The 16,506-nt window shown below is 35.7% G+C and carries 19 protein-coding genes; 3 read left to right on the top strand and 16 right to left on the bottom strand.

The window, feature by feature from the left end:
• Both MWJ95_RS03010 and fumC read left to right on the top strand, forming a co-directional pair.
• Complete coding sequence (locus MWJ95_RS03010) at positions 1–216, top strand: hypothetical protein (RefSeq protein WP_249072235.1); 216 nt, start codon at positions 1–3, stop codon at positions 214–216.
• Positions 217–576: 360 nt separating this feature from the next.
• Complete coding sequence (gene fumC / locus MWJ95_RS03005; protein ID WP_249104139.1) at positions 577–1,968, top strand: class II fumarate hydratase; 1,392 nt, start codon at positions 577–579, stop codon at positions 1,966–1,968.
• A 168-nt stretch (positions 1,969–2,136) separates the two neighbouring features.
• On the opposite strand, the gene MWJ95_RS03000 is transcribed toward fumC, so the two are convergent.
• From MWJ95_RS03000 to MWJ95_RS02995, 3 genes are all read right to left on the bottom strand, one after another.
• Positions 2,137–2,331 (bottom strand): hypothetical protein, encoded by a 195-nt coding sequence (locus tag MWJ95_RS03000; RefSeq protein ID WP_249104136.1) that lies wholly within the window; start codon positions 2,329–2,331, stop codon positions 2,137–2,139.
• Positions 2,332–2,594: 263 nt separating this feature from the next.
• Positions 2,595–3,047 (bottom strand): VanZ family protein, encoded by a 453-nt coding sequence (locus MWJ95_RS24680; RefSeq protein ID WP_249072232.1) that lies wholly within the window; start codon positions 3,045–3,047, stop codon positions 2,595–2,597.
• 620 nt (positions 3,048–3,667) lie between these two features.
• A complete protein-coding gene (locus MWJ95_RS02995; RefSeq protein ID WP_249072231.1) occupies positions 3,668–3,814 on the bottom strand; it encodes a hypothetical protein in 147 nt (48 codons plus the stop codon).
• 288 nt (positions 3,815–4,102) lie between these two features.
• On the opposite strand from MWJ95_RS02995, the gene MWJ95_RS02990 reads away from it, so the two are divergent.
• The gene (locus MWJ95_RS02990; protein ID WP_249104134.1) at positions 4,103–4,696 is read left to right on the top strand and encodes a YdeI/OmpD-associated family protein; all 594 of its coding nucleotides are present in this window, start codon (positions 4,103–4,105) and stop codon (positions 4,694–4,696) included.
• Between the two features lie 468 nt (positions 4,697–5,164).
• On the opposite strand, the gene MWJ95_RS02985 is transcribed toward MWJ95_RS02990, so the two are convergent.
• The 13 genes from MWJ95_RS02985 to MWJ95_RS02925 all read right to left on the bottom strand — a co-directional run bounded on the left by MWJ95_RS02985 (position 5,165) and on the right by MWJ95_RS02925 (position 16,462).
• The gene (locus MWJ95_RS02985; protein ID WP_249104131.1) at positions 5,165–5,560 is read right to left on the bottom strand and encodes a hypothetical protein; all 396 of its coding nucleotides are present in this window, start codon (positions 5,558–5,560) and stop codon (positions 5,165–5,167) included.
• A gap of 163 nt (positions 5,561–5,723) precedes the next feature.
• Complete coding sequence (gene lepB, locus MWJ95_RS02980) at positions 5,724–6,317, bottom strand: signal peptidase I (protein WP_249072228.1); 594 nt, start codon at positions 6,315–6,317, stop codon at positions 5,724–5,726.
• A gap of 204 nt (positions 6,318–6,521) precedes the next feature.
• Positions 6,522–6,755 (bottom strand): hypothetical protein, encoded by a 234-nt coding sequence (locus tag MWJ95_RS02975; protein ID WP_249072227.1) that lies wholly within the window; start codon positions 6,753–6,755, stop codon positions 6,522–6,524.
• A gap of 21 nt (positions 6,756–6,776) precedes the next feature.
• Positions 6,777–6,974, bottom strand: a complete 198-nt coding sequence (locus MWJ95_RS02970) for a hypothetical protein (RefSeq protein ID WP_249072225.1) — start codon at positions 6,972–6,974, stop codon at positions 6,777–6,779.
• Between the two features lie 38 nt (positions 6,975–7,012).
• Positions 7,013–7,663, bottom strand: a complete 651-nt coding sequence (locus MWJ95_RS02965) for a TetR/AcrR family transcriptional regulator (RefSeq protein ID WP_249072223.1) — start codon at positions 7,661–7,663, stop codon at positions 7,013–7,015.
• A 656-nt stretch (positions 7,664–8,319) separates the two neighbouring features.
• Positions 8,320–9,132: a helix-turn-helix domain-containing protein gene (locus MWJ95_RS02960; RefSeq protein ID WP_249072221.1), complete on the bottom strand. Its 813-nt coding sequence runs from the start codon at positions 9,130–9,132 to the stop codon at positions 8,320–8,322.
• A gap of 33 nt (positions 9,133–9,165) precedes the next feature.
• Positions 9,166–10,686: an aldehyde dehydrogenase family protein gene (locus MWJ95_RS02955; RefSeq protein WP_249104128.1), complete on the bottom strand. Its 1,521-nt coding sequence runs from the start codon at positions 10,684–10,686 to the stop codon at positions 9,166–9,168.
• A 13-nt stretch (positions 10,687–10,699) separates the two neighbouring features.
• Positions 10,700–11,245, bottom strand: coding sequence for a hypothetical protein (locus tag MWJ95_RS02950; protein WP_249072215.1), 546 nt, complete (start codon positions 11,243–11,245; stop codon positions 10,700–10,702).
• A gap of 21 nt (positions 11,246–11,266) precedes the next feature.
• Complete coding sequence (locus tag MWJ95_RS02945; RefSeq protein ID WP_249104125.1) at positions 11,267–13,213, bottom strand: primary-amine oxidase; 1,947 nt, start codon at positions 13,211–13,213, stop codon at positions 11,267–11,269.
• A 296-nt stretch (positions 13,214–13,509) separates the two neighbouring features.
• On the bottom strand, positions 13,510–14,055 hold the full coding sequence (locus MWJ95_RS02940) for a GNAT family N-acetyltransferase (protein WP_249104122.1): 546 nt from the start codon (positions 14,053–14,055) through the stop codon (positions 13,510–13,512).
• Positions 14,052–14,603 (bottom strand): cysteine hydrolase family protein, encoded by a 552-nt coding sequence (locus MWJ95_RS02935; protein ID WP_249104120.1) that lies wholly within the window; start codon positions 14,601–14,603, stop codon positions 14,052–14,054. Before MWJ95_RS02935 ends, MWJ95_RS02940 begins: the two co-directional genes overlap by 4 nt.
• A 273-nt stretch (positions 14,604–14,876) precedes the next feature.
• On the bottom strand, positions 14,877–15,620 hold the full coding sequence (locus MWJ95_RS02930) for an HAD family hydrolase (protein ID WP_249104117.1): 744 nt from the start codon (positions 15,618–15,620) through the stop codon (positions 14,877–14,879).
• Between the two features lie 68 nt (positions 15,621–15,688).
• Entirely contained in the window at positions 15,689–16,462 is a 774-nt protein-coding gene (locus MWJ95_RS02925; protein ID WP_249104114.1) for a DeoR/GlpR family DNA-binding transcription regulator, read from the bottom strand.
• Between the last annotated feature and the right edge of the window lie 44 nt (positions 16,463–16,506).

Here is a 16,506-nt window from a genome sequence, read left to right as displayed (position 1 = left end):
ATGTTTGTAACTCATTTTTATGAAAACAAGACATCCGTTTTAAGTCAGCTGCTCGTAAATTTACCAACTGTCGAAGAGAACATTAAAATTAAAGGACGTAAAGCAAAAGTTGTTCAAATTGTGCAAATAGACGATAACAACTATCAGGTAAGTATCATCTTTGAAAAAATACCTAAAAAACAACTATTAAAAGAAATTGGGAAGAAAAAGCGATAGCTCTTCCCTAAAATGATCAATCGACGCTATCGTTTGGTAGCGTTTTTTACACTTAGAAGAACTCTAAGGAAAATTCATTGCAAATTAATTCAAAATGAGATTTTTTAAAGCAAAGCATTTGACTTTCTAATTGATAACAATTATCATTATCAATAGATTATTTCTTTACTCTGAAATGCTTAATTCAGAATCCCCCCTATTTTTTGAAATAAGCATGTATCAAACGGATATTCTTACATCAGACTAAGAATATCCGTTTTTTAACTTCTTTTTAGCAGATGTTTGGTACCCGTTGAAAGAAGTTAAATTCTCCGTCGGATGTAATCGGAGAGATTTACATAAATAAAGGAGCTGTTTAACATGGATTATCGTATTGAAAAAGACACTATGGGTGAAATTCAAGTACCTGCAGATAAGATTTGGGGTGCTCAAACACAGCGCAGTAAAGAGAATTTCCAAATCGGTACAGAACAAATGCCTATTGAGCTAGTTCAAGCAATGGCCATTTTAAAGAAAAGTGCTGCAATAGCAAACATTAAATTAGGAAAGCTTTCAGCTATAAAAGCAAATGCGATTGTGCAAGCAGCAGACGAAATTTTAAAGGGTCAATGGGACGACCAATTTCCTCTTGTCGTTTGGCAGACTGGTAGTGGTACACAGTCAAATATGAACGTCAATGAGGTAATTGCGCACCGAGCAAACCAACTTTTACAAAATGCTGGCGAGGCTGAACGCATCCATCCAAACGATGATGTCAACAAATCTCAAAGTTCAAACGATACTTTCCCGACGGCTTTGCATATTGCAGCAGTGTTAAAAGTTGAAGATTATTTACTACCACGACTACGCTTGCTAAAAGCAACACTTGATGACAAAGCTGAGCAATTTAAAGAAATTATTAAAATTGGCCGTACCCATTTACAAGACGCGACACCACTTACATTAGGTCAAGAAATTAGTGGCTGGGCAGCAATGCTTGCTAAATCTGAGCAAATGATTGTCCAAAATATTGAATATATGAAAGAACTAGCGATTGGCGGAACAGCAGTTGGTACAGGTATTAACGCACATCCGGAATTTGGTGAGCGTGTAGCAGCGGAAATTAGTGAATTGACAGGTAAACATTTTACTTCAGCCACAAATAAATTCCATGCACTGACGAGTCATGATGAAGCTGTTGTGGCACATGGCGCATTGAAGGCTCTTGCAGCTGACTTGATGAAAATTGCCAATGATGTTCGCTGGTTAGCCAGTGGTCCGCGTTCAGGTATCGGAGAAATTACTATTCCAGAAAACGAACCAGGCTCATCTATTATGCCGGGTAAAGTAAATCCAACCCAAAGTGAAGCGATGACGATGGTTGTGACACAAGTCGTTGGCAATGATGCAACAATTGCCTTTGCCGCTTCCCAAGGTAATTTCGAGCTAAATGTCTTCAAGCCCGTCATTATTTATAACTTCTTACAATCCACTCGCCTACTAGCAGACACGATGAAATCATTTAATGATCATTGTGCTGTCGGAATCGAGCCAAATAAAGAAGTACTTGACCATAATTTACAAAACTCATTAATGCTTGTAACAGCACTAAACCCTTATATCGGTTATGAAAATGCAGCAAAAATCGCGAAGAAAGCCCATAAAGAAGGCACAACATTAAAAGAAGCAGCCATAGCATCTGGCTTACTAACAGAGGAACAATTCGATGAATATGTAGACCCTGCAACAATGATTTATCCAAATGTTAAGTGACAGGAATGAAAGTCCATCAAATAGCACCTTCAAAATATTGATATATCAATGTTTTCTAAAATGGGGCTAATTAATAATGCAGAATAAGAAGAAACTAGATTGGGGCTAATAAGCTTCAATCTTTTTTCGTTATTACCCGTACGTTTTAAAGAACCCCTTTTAAGCATTTTAGTCTTTAGTTATTTGCCGTTTCCTATAAACAATCAGACCAATAATCGCAAGAATTAAAGCTAAAGTACTAGAAGTCAAAAAGAATAAAGATAAAGTTCTCTTTTCTCCCCAGTTGTTAAACGCTTGCGAAAAACCGATAAAAATCATAAAAAAAGATAGTACCAATTGAAGTTTTGAAATATCTTTAAACAACAGAATACCTCCTTTCTTGTTTTGATTTTGAATTTATTTTTACTTTAGTTTAATTTAGATTACTTTGATTAGCACCATATACGAACGTTTACACTGCAAAAATCTAATCTTATCCTAATTTAGAATATGCCTTTATATTTACTTATTCCAGTTCTTTTAGTCGGAGCTGATTTGGGGCTTTTAAAAACTAGACACTGATCGGCCCATCAAATTGTGCAAATTACCCAAAATAAAAATGGAGCAACCATTGAAAAGTAAAGTGATTAGACTTCTTTAAAGACATTTTTGCAAATTATAAATAGTATGTAGCCTATAATACAACTTATTTGGTTTAGTATAATGTCATCTATATCGAAACTCCCTAAAAAGAAACTTAATTGGAGGATCTCTATACTACATATCAAAAATAAACATAAAATCATGGTTTTTATTATTTTTCTTTGAGAAGGAAAAGCCATAGGTATTAAAAATCCCAAAGGTATAAATGGAATGATATTTCCTAGGATATTTATAAAAGCTACGCCAAAGCTCATATCACTTATATAAGTTTCAATTGTCCTAAAAGGAACTAAATTTATACCTGGTCCTCGTTCATAATTAGTTTGTATTGTATCGACGAGTTGGTTTATATTTCCGTGGAACTTAATCACTACAAAATTAAGCAACAATAATATGTATAATATAAATAGATATTTCCAAATTGCTTTATTGAACAAAATTAAAAACCCCCAAAACTACTTTTATAACTGTAATTTCATCTTTACAGTTCTTGAACTAAATCCCATTTTTCCATATAGTTTAATCGCATTATTCCCTCCGTAAGCATTAAAGCCTCTTCCTGGATTATTTGTCTTATGTCAACTCAGAAAAAAACGAACCAAAAATGCCCCTTAATAATTATTTATTAAGAGAGCTTTATAAAATTCCTAATCTATCACTTATCTCCAACTGGTTTTAATACATTCACTGAAAGCTAACCAAGATATCTGACCTCTCCCTCGAATCTTACTAATAGATAACCGTTAATTTCAATACTATTGAAAAAATGCTTCCCTTTTCAAACGTTATTTCAGGTTTAGCTTTTCTTAATGGAGTGTGTTTCGCTTCTGCATTTTCTGTTAGCTCATAACGAACGTCTGCTTTTCTCAAAGATTTTAAGATCTGTACCAGGGTACTTATCACATAATTTGTAATTATATTTACCATCACGATTAATATCAATATAAGTTGGTTTTTTATAGAAAGATGCACAAATTTTTATTGGAATTTCTGTAAAATGTTTTGACATTATATTTCTCAATATCATACGTAGTTATTTCGTTTTACCATCAACGAATCAAATGTACCATCTGGATTTCTCTTGTATACCTTTAAAGGTCATTTTTCCTGTTTGCTCTTTTACAACCTCGGCTCCATCATACATCACTTTCGCTTCTGATTTTGTTGGATTTACTAATGCGAATACTAATGCTCCTAGTAGCATAATAAAAAACTTTTTCTTCTTTTTTCCCTATTCAGTTATAGTTTAGAAAACACAATATTTATTCAATATTCTACTAACAGAAGTATAATAATATAAAGAAATCAACAAGAGTATAAAAAAAGGTTAGAGACGCTCTCTATGATTTGTGTACTCTACTCGCAATTTTTTTGAGATGATCGATTTTAGTTCCCTATTTTTAGCTAGACATGACACTAATGATTGTTTTATTATAAAACGATTAGAGAATTGCTATCAGCTATTTAAAAAAATGTAGAGGGGTATTCCTTGATGACAACTAGTAAAATGAATCCAAAGGTTGATGGATTTTTAAGTAAAGCTAAAAAGTGGCAGGAAGAATATTCAGCGTTGAGAAATATCGTTCTTGACTGTGAACTGACAGAAGAATTTAAATGGATGCATCCTTGTTACACGCTTGAGAAAAAAAACATCGTGTTAATTCATGGTTTTAAAGATTATTGTGCCCTTCTGTTTCACAAAGGTGCTTTGTTAAAGGACACTCACGGGGTTCTGATTCAACAAACGGAAAATGTACAGGCCGCGCGCCAAATTCGTTTCACTAGCGTTCAAGAAATAGTTGGAATGGAAAGCATCATAAAAGATTATATACTTGAAGCCATTGAAGTAGAAAAAGCTGGTTTAGAAGTGCCCATGAAAGAGCATAAGGAATACATCATTCCTGAAGAACTTCACAATAAATTTAATGAAATGCCTGCCTTGAAAACTGCCTTTGAAGAATTGACGCCAGGACGACAAAGGGCATATATTTTACATTTTTCTCAGCCAAAACAATCCAAGACACGCGTGTCAAGGATTGAAAAATACACACAGCACATTCTTGATGGTAAAGGATTAAATGATTAAATTTCCTTTAATAAAATAATCAAATTGCTCGATCTAGCTGAGCATATATAAAGGGTTGGAGCAAATTGCTTCAACCCTTTTATTTGGTTTGGCAGCTCTTCCACGATTTTGGTGGTTCTATCCACGACTTTGGCTAGTCTATCCATCGCTCAGCCTCTTCCTTCCGTTGCTCTGCCTTCCTTCCGTCGCTTTGGCTGCTCTATCCTCGACTTTGGCCGCTCTATCCACGACTTTGACGGTTCTATCCACGACTTTGGCTAGTCTATCCGTCGCTTCGACTCTTCTTTCCGTCGCTCTGGCTCTTCTTTCCGTCGCTCTGCCTCTTCCTCCCGTCGCTTCGACTCTTCTTCCCGTCGCTCTGCCTCTTCCTTCCGTCGCTTCGGCTCTTCCTTCCGTCGTTCCGGCTCTTCCTTCCGTCGCTTTGCCTTCTTCCGTCGTTCTGCCTCTTCCTTCCGTCGCTTTGCCTTCTTACGTCGTTCTGGCTCTTCTTTCCGTCACTCTGCCTCTTTCTTCCATCGCTTTGCCTGTTCTATCCACGACTTTGGCGGCTCTATCCACGATTTTGACGGTTCTATTCACAACTTTAGCTGCTCTATCCACGATTTTGGTGGTTCTATCCACGACTTGGGCTAGTCTTTCCGTCGCTTTGCCTTCTTCCGTCGTTCTGGCTCTTTTTTCCGTCGCTCTTCCTCTTCCTTCCGTCGCTTCGCCTTCTTCCGTCACTTCGGCTCTTCCTTCCGTCGCTCTGCCTCCTCTTTCCGTCATTCTGCCTCTTCCTTCCGTCGCTTTGCCTTCTTCCGTCGTTCTGGCTCTTTTTTCCGTCACTTCGGCTTTTCCTACCGTCGCTCTTCCTCTTCCTTCCATCGCTTTCCTTCTTCCGTCGCTCTGCCTCTTCTTTCCGTCGCTTCGGCTCTTCTTTCCTCGCTCTGCCTTTCTTACAGATGATGATCTAACACAATAAAAAAAAACCACTCATGTAGAGTGGTCATGTGTAACATCTTTATCAAGTCTTTAAACTTTCGATATATCAGTTAAAGTTGAGATCAATATGCTTGATCGGCCAACAGATGATACTTGTTGTACCCATTATTTTTTCTTTAGGGATAAAGCCTACTTTAGGATTTCTACTATCATTACTTATACGACGATTATCACCTAATACAAAGTAATGTCCTTCAGGTACCGTTGTTTCACCTAAAAGTTGGTCTAGCGTAAAATTATAAGTGAGTGATCCCTTGTCTTTTAATTCCTTCTTGAATTGGTCTAAATAAGGTTCACTGAACTTCTCTCCGTTTATGTATAATTGATCATCCTTATACTCGATTTTATCTCCTGGTAGACCAATGATACGTTTAATAATATTTTCTTCTTCATTTTTGTTAAGAAGAACATTTTCAACAACAACAACGTCAAATCGGTCAATCGAACTAATTTTCGGACCGATTCTATTAACAATAACACGGTCTTTGTCTTCCAGTGTCGGCATCATAGAAGCACCTTTTACGAGTATTGGCGTAAATAAAAACTGTTTGATGACAAACGCCACTAATAAAGCGAATACAATCGCCTTTATCCATTCGACTAACTCATTCTTTTGTTTTCCCTGAACTTTTTCTTCCAAAATTTTCACCTCCTAGTGTTCTCTTATTTAATACGTTTATCAATGGAAAAAGTTTCAATTCCCTATTCATATAATTAAATATTTATAAACAAACGTCAAGAAATCATTTTATGCGATTGATATCGCTCGATTATACGACCTGAGCCTTTAATACCGGGCCCAAGCCGCTTTTATTATTCCCTTGATCTGGCACAATTCAGTATTCTAAATCTTTCTAATTTCATTGGTCGTAGCAATAGAGCTTAAAATACTTATTGTCCCGAGAACTAATAACGATTTCGATGGACCAACAATTCCTAATGTTAATCCTCCTACACCTACAACAGTTGTAAAATACCTACTATATTTCAGTCTAGATTTTGTTACTTTCGGCGTTTTCACATTTACCCCGACCTTCTTATTCACCTTATTCAAAGCAGCATCTAATTGTTTAATCATTTTAGTTTACCTCCGTTAGAATTATTTGAGTAAAAAATCAATAGCTGGATTTACTAATAGCAAGAAACTGGAAGCCAATACATATATGCCGTATTTTTTCTTTTTTAAAATACAAATCAAGCCAATAATAAATACCACTAGTGCAAGTCCAATTGATATGTAGCTTAATATTCCTATAGTGCTATTTTGTTGCAAGATATCTACTATTAAATTTCTCAAAGTAAATTCCCCCAATTTTAATGTTTGTTTCTGTTAGTTTACACAATGTAAGTAGAAGGATTTTTGTTTGCTAAAGAAGTCGAATTTCCAAAAATTTGATACATTGAACTATCGAGTAGAAAATTGAATATTTCGCATTTGTTATAAATTAAATCTTTTTTCATCGCTGCGGTATATAAAAGTGTGCTAAAGATTCCATATGCTTTTTCTTTTGAAATTTTAACTTCCAGATTTGAACGCTCTAAAACTTCAAAAAAAATATTCTTATCATTTTCTCTTAGATTTTCAATTTTTTCTTTAGGTAGCTTTTTTAAAAACAAATGATAGTCTGGATTGTTGAAATTATATAATGTAGGATGCTTTGCATACTCTTCAAAAAGCCAGTTCATAGCCTTTTTAAACCCTTCCATACCTGAGTCATTCTGTATCATAGAGTACCATTGTTCTTTCAATTGATGTTGAATCATTGACAGTACTTCTAGAAAAAGCTCTTCTTTTGTTGTATATAGCCTGTAAAAAAATTCAGTTGATATGCCAACTTCAATAGTAAGTGTATCAATGCTAGTTAATTTGTAACCTTTCGTTTTCCAACTCTGAGCACAACATTCACGTAACTTTTGTTTAAAGAATGGAATATCTTCTTCAGTAAAATTTTTAGCCATTCGATCGGTTCCTCTAATTAGTATCATTTAGATCAACCCCTTTCATTTGGTACTTTAATTGTACGAATCGATTGTCTCTTTTTTCTTACTCATTTCTTACAAGTTTATTAATTTTAGAAAACGAAAGGTGAAGCAAATGAAAAAAGCCCTCCACATAAGATTGTGGAAGGCAATAGAATTTTTTAATGCGAAACTTGTCCTTCTAAATATTTAAAGGGAGACAAGCTTGCCTCCCACTTATCAAAATTTAATATAAGGCACTTTTTCAAAACCCCTGCCTCTTGCCAATACTTCTACCGCCGTCATTTTCCCAACGATCAATGTCCCAAACAACATCTTCCCAGCTGTCATGTATCTCTTCGCAAGGAAGGGTACCAGTTCTTACTATAGAAATCATACATCATCCTTTTTAATCATATTTCATGCTTCTATAATATGTATTGGTATTTGTTTTGTTCAGTATTTTGGAGCTAATAATCCAAAAGCCGCAGTACACAGCACTATTTCTATGGTTGCATACTCTTTACTACCGATAATATGCACTCTCATAAAGATAAGTTTGCGAATCGTAAATGCAGTTAAATGAATTTATATTTTTTTGGAAGAAAGAAAATTGTTCATAAATAAAAAAACATACTATCATTAGTATGTTTTTTATAAGAAAGAGTGAAAATTTTGAGGGGCTAATAAGATAGAAACTTTCGTTTTATATTTTTCCAACCTAAACATTCTTTTATATATTCAGCAGGTGTTATGACAAGTAAGCTTTTAAAGTCTTTGTAATAATGTGAAGGATCGTAGTAACCATATTGGTCGATGTTTACAGGTGTCTCTTCAAAAGAAAAATGTTGAAGCAAAAGTTGAATACGTATGAATTTACTTAGTTTTTTTGGTCCAAAACCTGTTTTTTTGTAGAAAAGTTCTCGAATATATCGCTCAGAATAACCTGTTTTATGCTGAATGACATCTGGTAAGAACAGCCCATTATTGTCAATAATGGAATCAAAACAAGTTGCGAAAATTTCATCACCTAAGCTTTTTTCCTTTTTTTGAGAACCAAAATACTCATTACAAATCTGCACTCTTTGTTCGAAATTTGCCGCTTCAAAAATAGCTTGTATAAATTTAGCGTCCAGTGTGCAGCCTACTTCAATATTCACAAACGGTTGTTGAACAATTTGTTTTAATGCGCAATTGTATTGAATAACTGTTTGTTTTGGATTTAGACGAATCCCAAAATATTTACCTTTTGGGGTAAATGAATAAATTTCACGTGTAGTCGGGGTATTCCCTAAGACAACCTTTTGATCTTTGCCCATATAAAACATTAAATCCTGGCAAGCATCAGGAATAACATGAATATCACTATTTATGCCTATTGGTTCAAACTCATAATAAAATAGGATATCCTGGCTTAATTGGTTGTTCGGAGTCAGTTCTCTATAAGAATACGTTTTTTGAACCAATTCAGGTTGGATTGGATAATAGCTACTCAATAAGCCGCCCCCTCACTTCACTCTTAGGTTAAATTAAAAGAATCCTTGCGCCTGTTCATTGTAACTAGCTAAGACACATTTAGTTGATTGATATGATTCTAAAGATTTTAAATGATTTTCTCGACCAACGCCTGACTTTTTGTAACCGCCAAATGCTGCACCAGCAGGGTATTGGTGATACGTATTAATCCAAACACGTCCTGCTTGGATCTCTCGACTTGCTTTATAGGTAACGTTTGTATTACGTGACCATACAGCTGCCCCTAATCCGTACATCGTATCATTTGCAATTTCAATCGCTTCCTCGAAGGTTTTAAACGTAGTCACAGTCAATACAGGACCGAAAATTTCTTCTTGGAATATTCGCATTTTGTTATTGCCTTTAAAAATAGTTGGTTTAATAAAATAACCATCTAAATGATCCAGGTGATTTTCGGCGCCACCGATTAAACATTCTGCGCCATCTTGTTTGGCAATTTCAAAATAAGATAGAATTCTTTTATGTTGTTCTTCTGAAACCTGTGCACCCATCATTGTTTCAAGTTCGAATGGATTACCAACTTTAATTTGCTTTACTCGTTCAATGGCTTTTTCCATGAAACGATCATAAATAGACTCATGGATCAAGGCTCTAGATGGACAAGTACAAACTTCACCTTGATTTAAAGCAAACATAACTAATCCTTCAATCGCCTTATCTAGATATCCGTCATCAGCATCCATGACATCTTCAAAGAAGATATTAGGTGATTTGCCACCTAACTCAAGTGTAACAGGAATTAGATTGTCAGATGCATATTTCATAATCAGTTTGCCGACATCTGTAGAACCCGTAAAGGCCACTTTGGCAATACGTGGGCTTGAAGCTAACTCTTTTCCTGCCTCTTCACCAAAACCATTAATGACGTTTAATACACCTTTTGGTAATAGGTCTTGAATAAGTTCAGCTACGAATAAGAATGATACCGGCGTCTGTTCTGCTAATTTTAATACAACACTATTTCCTGCAGCAAGTGCTGGCGCCAATTTCCAAGCTGCCAATAAAATAGGAAAGTTCCATGCAATGATTTGACCAACTACACCAATAGGTTCTTGGTAATGATAAGCTACTGTATCCTCATCAAAAGGTGTCACTTGCCCTTGCTGTGCTCGAATGGCACTTGCAAAATAGCGGAAATGATCAATTGCCAATGGAATATCAGCATACATCGTTTCACGAATCGGTTTGCCATTATCCCACGTTTCTACCCTTGCAATTTTTTCAAGGTTTTCTTCCATTCGATCAGCAATGGCTAGTAAGATACGTGCCCGTTCTGCTATAGGTGTTCTCCCCCAAGTTTTTTGGGCTTCATGAGCGGCATCTAATGCTAGTTCTACATCTTCTTTTGTTGAACGAGCTACACGTGTAAATACTTCTTTCGTGATAGGCGTACTATTTTCGAAATACTCTCCTTTTACGGGTGCTACCCATTCACCACCAATAAAATTGTCATATTTCTTTTTAAACTGAATGCCAAATTCTTCAATATTCGGTTTAACATTTACCTTTACCATATTATCGACCCCTTTAATGATGATTGTGATGCTGTTGTACTTCTTTTACAGGTACCTCATGTTGAATCTCAAAACTACTTAAAACTAGTACACAAATCATTAAACCAGCCACAATGTAAATATGCTTTGGAATGGCTTTTAGAAAGATAGGAAACATCTCACGATTCCATACACCGATAGAAATGATAGCACTTACAATAAACATCATTGTAAAAAAGATAATGCTTAACGTTAAAAATTGAGTGGTCATTAATGTGAGCATCACGCCCATCATTGCTCCCATAAAACTAGATCCTACACTTTCCATGAATAGGTACATTGGTAAGCCAGTTGACAATAAATAGCCTAATGCAATAGAGATAATAATAGATACTATTGCACCTAGTACCATATCGGAAATCCAGGTAGCCATATTTATCCCAACAGCAGTACTCATTGTCATAGAAATCAGCATTATACAGCACTTGGTCATGCCATGATTAGCAAAACGCTGTTTTAATAAACGGTTAGTGATGACCGTAAAGGTTACAATCACCAGCATGCTTAGGAATGGTAGCATATAATCACTCCTCTAAGAGTTTTATTGCTTATGACAAGACGAAGTTGTGTGACACTTTTTGTCCGGTCTAGGAACGTCTATCGCTGGGTTTCGATCAAAGAATCCAACGGGTTTCAATTGGAAATTGATGTATGCAGTTGGCATGACAGGCCAATCTTCAGGACGCGGGATATGATGATGGCCCATTGTGTACCAAACGACGATATCTTCATCATCAATGGAACGGTTATTCTCAACGTATTTCGGAAGCCCATCTCCGCCAGCATGTTGATTTGGATACATACCTGTTGCATATTTTTCATTTTCATCAAATTGCGTAACGTGTAAATGGTGTTTAAGGAATCCAGCACGTTTCATAACGCTTGCTTCATCATGAGCAAATGGGAAGCAATTTTCGCCAGGCAAAATTTTATATCCAACAGATTGATTCACTCGGTTAAGTGAGTTTTTATTAATAATTTTCCAAGTACGCTGCGTTTTTAAATCTAAATTACGTAGAGCTTCCTTCTCCGTTTTAAAGATACGTGAAACAGGATAGAAAGCATTGCTATTAGGATTGTGTTCTCCCAATGTTTCTGATACGGTTTCTGTTTCAACGACTGAGTTATTTTCACCATCTAACATCGTATCAAGTCGGAAATTAAAGAAGTGTTGATGATGTGATGCGTTTAATCCTGGAGAAATCTCTGATCCATATTTTGTTTGGATACCATCTTCACATGTACCAGTGTTTAAAATACCTGTTAGTTTGACTTCCGCTTCAATCGTACCGTCTTGGTAGAAACTCCAATAGAAGCCGTAATCATAATTTCCAACAGTACAGAAGAATGAAATCACTAGTCGACGTGAGCGCCGTACTTCTACATGGCCAGTACGCCAATCTGTATGTTTCCAACCAATCCCGTAATCTTCTTCGTGTAAGCAAATCGCATTTTTGATTGTCCGCGCATTTCCTTTAACATCAGCTACAACACCATCAAAGTAATGAATTTCGCCTAAGCAGTCGCAACCTAGTTCTAACGAATTGGCTAATTGACCCATTCCATATTCACCAGCATCAAAAGCATTTTGTGTGTTATGCGAAAATGTTGGTTCACCATAAGGGACTACCATCTCCGATAATGCTGCACGATAAAGAATTGGACGATCCTTACCTTTGTCATGATAATTAATTGTGTATAATACAAGGCCTTCACGTGGTGTAAATCCATAGCGGAAACTCCACTTTTGCCATTTGATCAAATTACCTTCAATTGTAAAGCTTGGACCTTCAGGTTGTATGATTTCCAATGGTTTCAAGTCATTTCTAAACACAATGGATTCATCAACTTCAGGATGGTAATTACCTGATGTTGTTGGAATTGGACGTACCCCGTGATCTTCTACTTTGTAAACTTCCATTTTGTTTAAGTCTACATACGTTACAATGCCTGTTAAAGGGTAAGCATAGCCGTTATCTTCTAGTGATTGTTTTTGCCAGCAAATCGCACGAAGTAAACGTTTACCTTCATGTTCCTGAACGCCAAAATTTCCTGCTGACCAAGGATCCACCATGATTAAATCAGGATTGTCAATGCCACGTTTCTGTAAAGCTGCTACAAAATCAGGGTGGCCTTTTACCAACTCTTCACATTGCTCAAATTCCTCTAAAGCTACATTTGGTTGTACGCCAGGAATATATTCGTAGGAATCAACTTTTTCTGCAGTTAAATTGACAACTGCTTCAAACGTTTTCAATTCTTTATCATCTAAAATCACTAAAAAAACTTGGCGATCTACAGTATGACCAGGTTTGTAATTTAGTACTTCTGATTTTTTAGGTTCATGTAACATCACCGACATAAATCGTACATGTTCAGACAACTGTTGCTGTTCCTTGACTATTTGAACAGCTTTTTCAATTTCTACTTCAGATAATGGTGATAATGGGTGGCTTAGCTCAACGTTTGGATTAACCTTTACTGACATTCTATCAACCCCTTATAATTAGTTCCCCTTCATTGTAATCTGAAAATTCAGTGAAGTGATTGTAAATAACGGCATTTTTACAGATAAGTCATTTTTAGCTAAAAACAAACATTTTTTTCTGTTTTGAGTTCATTTTTTAATAATTCTCGATATAAGTATCGCAAACTCTATGTAATTTCGTTAATTTCAAATATGCAATACATATTTGCAAAGGATCATTGTATGTACAGGTCATTTTTTCGTAGCCAATTTGAAAAAAACAGCTAAGCATTTGCTTAGCTGAGTTTATGTTTGAATTATGCCTTAATTCTTCCCATGACAATCGTGTGATAATAGTTGCCATCTGAAAGGAGTTTATCATTTTTTAAAATGCCTTCAATTTCAAAGCCGAGCTTTTTATAGAGCAAAATTGCTTTGTCATTTGTCTCTACAACAGTTAATGCCATTTTTTTTATGTCATTCGTGTCTGCCCACTCTATCGATGTTTTTAATAAATTTTTGCCTATTCCAAAGCGCCAAAACTCCATTAATACACCTACACCGAAATCTACTTTATGCGCAAATCTTTTTAATGAAGACCCCGCACATCTAGAGAAACCAACGATGCGATTATCAACCACCGCTACTAAACACAAATTCCTTGGATTTTCTGTGTCTTCCTGAATGATCTTTTCAAATCCTTGCGTATCGATATAGCCTTCTCCTGGTTCTCTATCGAAGTTTTCCGTTTCTCCATCAAGCTGTAACCTTACATCTGATAACGCTTGAGCATCTTTGATATTGGCAGATCTAATTGTATAATGAAGTTCATTAACTTTAAATTCTTGGCTGTTTATGATCATGATTGTAACTCTTCTTTAGTTAGTTTGAAAAAAGTTGGTGGCTGAATGTTCACGAATCGATTGTGCCAAACAGACTCGTGGTGCTTTATTATTTGCTGTGCATTTAATACATGACTATCTAGGGTGGTATGCGCACCTTCAATTAAGATATTATGATGGTATCCACGGCTATAGGCATTGCGAATGGTCGTATCGAGGCAAAACTCTGTTTGAGCACCCGCGAAAATAAGCTGCTCAATTTGTTTTTCCTGTAAATATTGCGCTAATTCAGTTTGATAAAAAGCATCCCACGTTGTTTTTTCAATCACTTTATCCCCTGGTTGTCGTAGAAGTCCGTGATATAGATCCCAGCCTGGCTTGCCAAACGCAAAATCATCGTCTTTATTTGAATCCGTATGCTGGATAAAAATAATCGGAACATCACTATTTCGTGCCGAAGTTATTAACATATTAATATTATGTAACACTTTCTCAACATCAAATAAGTAATTCTCACTATCCAAAAAGAATGCTTCCTGCATATCCACAATAATTAAAGCTTGCTTCATATAGTTCTCCTTTAGAATCTGAATTTAATTATTTTATTGTACAGAAATCTATTTGCTATTTAAAGAGAATTATGGAAATGGATCCATTTCAAAAGTGATGCAACCTGATTTCTATGAAATTTTATTATGTATTAACCATCTAATATTTCTTCAAATTAGATGGCGATTCATGATCATTTAATATATTATAATGTTCAACAATATTTAGAAACTCGGGAAATTTCCCCTAATACTAATTCAGTAATTTTGGCTATTAACTGCTTGTCCATATGTTCATTCCTTTTTTACAAACATCGTTACTAATGATTCATCATAGGATTCAATAATTTTTGTTGCATCTGGTAAATAATCTTTCGGGAATATTTCCTTTGGGATAATGCCTATAGAAAATTGCATGCCTGCATTTTTCGCAAAGAGCATATCGGCATTGGAATCACCAATCATTACTGTCCGTTCGAGTGGAATATGGTATTTTTCCTTCGCCACATTTGCCAAATCTGGAGAAGGCTTGCTATGAGTGGCTTGATCACTTCCAATTACAAATTCAAATAATGATAAAATATCTAGTTGCCTTAAATGTGTCTCAGCACGAGCAGTCAGATCCGCAGTGATAACACCCATTTTTATGCCGTTATCTTTTATGGCCATTAATAACTGTCGAATACCCGGTATTTCTTTTACAATTACATGCTCTTGCTGAGTATTTGCTAAGCTTGTCGCAGCTCTCGCTAATGTCACGCCCTTACTCCAAGCTATATTTTGTTGATAGAGTAAATACGCTACAATTGTTTCAGCTTCTTGTATACTTCCAATAGCTAATGGACTTGTCGGATCAATGGAGGTACCATTATTTTTTACACCTATACTTTTTAAAAACTCCTGCAATGTAAATTCAATTTCGAAATCTGAATTTACAGTTAAATTTAGATATACATTTTTTGCCCATGATATCCATAAAGAATCCATTTCAATAATAGTTCCATCCTTGTCAAAAATAATCCATTCTACTTGATTCATGAAAATAACCATCCTTTTTTCTATTCTCTAATGACTTCCATAGGTGTAGCAGAGACTTTTCCACCTTCCTATACGTCACTTGCTATTAATAGCTCTACTTTTTTTTGAGCTAATCTTTCTTGCCATTGTGTAGAACTTTTTTCGTCTGTTATGATCATGGAGACGTCTTCCAAATGACAAATATGTGCAAAAGTAGAGAGCCCAAATTTTGTGTGATCCGCTAATATAATTGTATTTTCAGCACGTTCAATTAATTTTTTAGAAATGGCCGCCCCAGTAATATCAAAATCTGTAATTCCATCATTTAATGATATTCCACCAGCAGCTACAAATGCTTTATTCGCCTTTAATTGATTGAAAAATAAATCAGCTAATGGACCACCCATAAATTTTTGTTGATGTTCATACTCACCTCCCGCAAAAAGGACCTTGCCCTGAAAACATTCTGCCGCTAGTGATAAAACAGGAAGAGAGTTCGTCACCACTATTACATTTGGTTTATCACGTAAAAAACGAACAATTTCACAGGTTGTAGTACCATGACCAATAAAAATAACGTCTCCGTCTTCCACAATACTAGCTGCAGTCTTACATATCATTCTTTTCTCAAGGTTGTTAAGTGACGTTTTCTGCTCGAATGTCCGCTCATACTTTTCTTTAGCCTTCACGGCACCCCCATAGACTTTGTGTAGAAGCCCTTCCTTCTCTAAACGATCCATATCTCGACGTATTGTCTCGCCTGAAACGTTTAATATTTGTTCCGCATCGCTTACTTTGACTTTTCCTTCTAAATCTAAAATATCCAAAATTACTTTTTTACGTTCCTCAAACGAAAGGGACATTCACAATCACTCCAAACACTAGTAAAATCCTACACAATCCACAA

This window comes from Lysinibacillus sp. Bpr_S20 (assembly GCF_023337835.1).
In the GTDB taxonomy this organism is placed as follows: domain Bacteria; phylum Bacillota; class Bacilli; order Bacillales_A; family Planococcaceae; genus Lysinibacillus.
Note: the sequence above shows the minus strand (reverse complement) of the source record. Positions and strands in the feature narration are given on the sequence as shown.